The organism is Pantoea sp. CTOTU49201, assembly GCF_032054795.1.
Lineage (GTDB): Bacteria > Pseudomonadota > Gammaproteobacteria > Enterobacterales > Enterobacteriaceae > Pantoea > Pantoea symbiotica.
The window spans coordinates 3,776-6,097 of record NZ_DAMBSA010000129.1; the positions used below are offsets into that span (position 1 = coordinate 3,776).

General features: G+C 58.4%; 3 protein-coding genes. 2 read left to right on the top strand and 1 reads right to left on the bottom strand.

The genetic code is table 11. The annotated features are described in order from the left end of the window. Window positions 1-166: 166 nt before the first annotated feature. On the top strand, window positions 167-1,084 hold the full coding sequence (locus RTY00_RS11190; protein ID WP_008102515.1) for a LysR substrate-binding domain-containing protein: 918 nt from the start codon (window positions 167-169) through the stop codon (window positions 1,082-1,084). Between the two features lie 18 nt (window positions 1,085-1,102). Next, window positions 1,103-1,678 carry a glycerol-3-phosphate responsive antiterminator gene (locus tag RTY00_RS11195; RefSeq protein WP_312664478.1) on the top strand — a complete coding sequence of 192 codons (576 nt, stop codon included), beginning with the start codon at window positions 1,103-1,105 and terminating at the stop codon, window positions 1,676-1,678. A gap of 26 nt (window positions 1,679-1,704) precedes the next feature. On the opposite strand, the gene RTY00_RS11200 is transcribed toward RTY00_RS11195, so the two are convergent. Continuing rightward, on the bottom strand, window positions 1,705-2,322 hold a 618-nt coding region (locus RTY00_RS11200), incomplete at its 5' end, for an FGGY-family carbohydrate kinase (RefSeq protein WP_312664479.1).

Below are 2,322 nucleotides of genomic sequence, written 5' to 3' on the forward strand. Positions count from 1 at the left end.
AATTACTGTGACATTTGAACCGGGCGCAGGCGAGTGCGAAAAACGCATACCCCTATTCCGCAATTTCCTGTGATTGCTCTCATAAATTTGGCGTTTGATTCTCCCTGGCTGAAAGGGCTGTGGTTACATTGGCGCAACATTTCACCCATGTCTGCCGGAGGCAGAGATGAGAAAGTTACCTTCTCTCAATATGTTGCGGCTGTTCGAAGAGACCTGTCGCACCCTGAGCTTTAGCAAAGCCGCCGATGCATTATTCATGACGCAGAGCGCCGCCAGTCGTCAGATGCGTCAGCTGGAAACCTTCCTCGGCAAAGATCTGTTCGTGCGTAGCCATAGCGGCTTACTGCTTACACCGGAAGCGATCCAACTGCTGCCGGTGGTGCGGCAGTCGCTGGATTTGCTGGAAGAGGGCGTGCGCGGCGTGCAACAACACAATCCGCGCCAGCACCTGCGTTTGCAGGTTGCGCCCACTTTTGCCACGCGCTGGTTAGCGCCACGGCTGGTCACGCTGCGTCAGCAGCATCGCCATCTGCAAATCATGCTGATCAGTGAAGCGCGCCAGAAATACAGCGACTTTGACTGCGCTATCCGCTTTGGATCGCAGGAAGAGGCGCAGGCGGCGGGCGGCGAAGGGGAATGGCTGTGCCATGAAACCCTGGTGCTGGTGGCCAGTCCGCTGCTGATGCTGGATGGCGCCTGGCCGGATATCAATTTGATGCCGCAGTTGCACATTCTCAATGGCGACAGTCGGCTGGATAACTGGGCGCGCTGGTGTCAGGCTTGCGGTGAAGCCCCGGCACTGGAAGATAACGGGCTGGCCTTCAGTACTCAGGATCAGGTGATCAACGCCTGCGTGACGGGCGCGGGTTATGCGGTGCTGGATCGTGCGATGGTACGTAATGAACTGAACAATGGCGTGCTGGTGCAGGTGTCATCACAGATGCTCGCCAGCGCAAACGGTTATTGGCTGGAAGTGCCGGGCGGCAAACAGACGCTGCCGCGTGTTACCGTATTTCGCGATTGGCTGTTGACGGAGATGCAGCGTTTTAACGCTGCCGCGCCGATTGCCACGATGACGCTTTAATGGAAAAGGTGGTGTGCAGTGGATTTAGTTGAGTTGTTAAAGAACGCGCCGGTGGTAGCGGCGGTGAAAGATGCGCAAAGTCTGCAACAGGCGCTGGATTCACCTTGTCAGGTGGTGTCGGTGCTTTACGGCAACATTTGCAACATCGGGCGTATCGTTGGGCAGATCAAACAGGCCGGGAAAATGGCCTTCGTCCATGTCGATCTGCTGGAAGGCAGCTCGCGTCAGGAAGTGGTGATTCAGTTTCTGAAAATCGTCACCCAGGCGGATGGCATCATCAGCACCAAACCGGCGATGCTGAAAGCCGCGCGCCAGCACGGTTTCTGGGCGATTCACCGGCTCTTCGTGCTCGACTCCATCTCCTTCAACAACATTGAGAAGCAAGTGGCGCAGTCAGCGCCGGATATTGTTGAAATCCTGCCTGGCTGTATGCCGAAAGTGCTGGGCTGGATCACCGAACGCATCAGCCAGCCGATCATTGCTGGCGGGCTGGTGTGCGATAAAGAGGATGCGCGTCTGGCGCTGGCAGCCGGCGCGCTGGCGGTGTCCACGACCAATGCGGGCGTGTGGCCATTGGCTGCCAATATTCCGTAGGGTGCGCATTCATGCGCACCTGGATATCAGGCCAGCGGACTCAATCGTTGTAGCAGCGGATCCAGCGCAGCATGCAACTGCTGATAAACCTGCTGATTGAGCTGTTGATAGTGCGCGTGATGTGCGGCGTTGGGCATGAAGGTCTCGCCTGGCTGCACCAGCGCCGCCACCGCATCGGCGTACTGTTGCCACACGCCAACCGCCATACCCGCGCTGATGGCACAGCCGATCGCCGCTGAACTGCGCATGGCATTACGGCGTGCTGGCACGCCAAATATGTCGGCAAACAGTTGCATAAACAGATCGCTATTGGCACCGCCACCCGAAATCACCAGCTGCGCCAGCGGGCGTTCCAGCGCCTGCATCATCGGATCCAGATGATTCTTCATCGTGAACACGATGCCCTCCAGCAGCGAGCGGAACAGATGCGCGCGCGTATGGCGGCCATCGAATCCGATGATTGCGCCTTTGCGCCACGGTGCGTGCGCCGGTGCCGCCCAATCGTGTAGGGTGATCAACCCGTCGCTGCCCGCTGGCACGTGGCTGGCTTCGGCACTCAGCAAACTCTCAATGTCGATGCCGCGATCCTGCGCATCCTGGACAGCGGCTGCGCCAAACTGATCGCGGAACCAGCTGATGGTCCA